Origin of the sequence: Streptomyces niveus, from assembly GCF_001723055.1 — a bacterium.
Lineage (GTDB): Bacteria > Actinomycetota > Actinomycetes > Streptomycetales > Streptomycetaceae > Streptomyces > Streptomyces niveus.
Genome location: NZ_MDCR01000380.1, coordinates 1 through 511, shown reverse-complemented (window position 1 = coordinate 511; position 511 = coordinate 1). Strand labels below are relative to the sequence as shown.

Here is a 511-nt window from a genome sequence, read left to right as displayed (position 1 = left end):
CGGCGCCTGGCAGGGCTTCTCCGGACTGGACGTGACCGGTACGGCCATGGCTCTGCTGGCCTCGCTGAGCTACGCCGTCGGCTGGATCTATGTGCGGCGCACGCTGGCGGGCAACAGGAGTTCGCATCTCTCGCTCACCGGGGCCCAGTTGTTCATGGCGACTCTGCAACTGGCCGTGGTCACGCCCCTGTTCACCGATCTGCCGACGTCCTTCCCGGTGGTGCCGCTGCTGGCCGTCGTGGCGCTCGGGAGTCTCGGTACGGGGCTGGCCCTGCTCATCCAGTACGGTCTGGTCGCCGAGGTGGGCCCGACGACCGGTCAGATGGTCACGTACTTCGTCCCGGTCATCGCGACCGCGGCCGGTGTGGCCGTCCTCAACGAGCCGCTGCACTGGAACACCCCGGTCGGCGCGGTCGTCGTGCTCGTGGGCGCCGCGCTCACCCAGCACAGGAGCGGCGGCTCCCGTACCGCGCGCAGGTCCGAACCGAAGCCCGCCCCCGAGCGTCTGAGC

The 511-nt window shown here is 70.5% G+C and carries 1 protein-coding gene; it reads left to right on the top strand.

What is annotated here, in order from left to right; all coding sequences use genetic code 11:
• Positions 1–511 (top strand): EamA family transporter (locus BHU15_RS33760; RefSeq protein ID WP_141726938.1); only part of this gene is annotated, 511 nt, incomplete at both ends.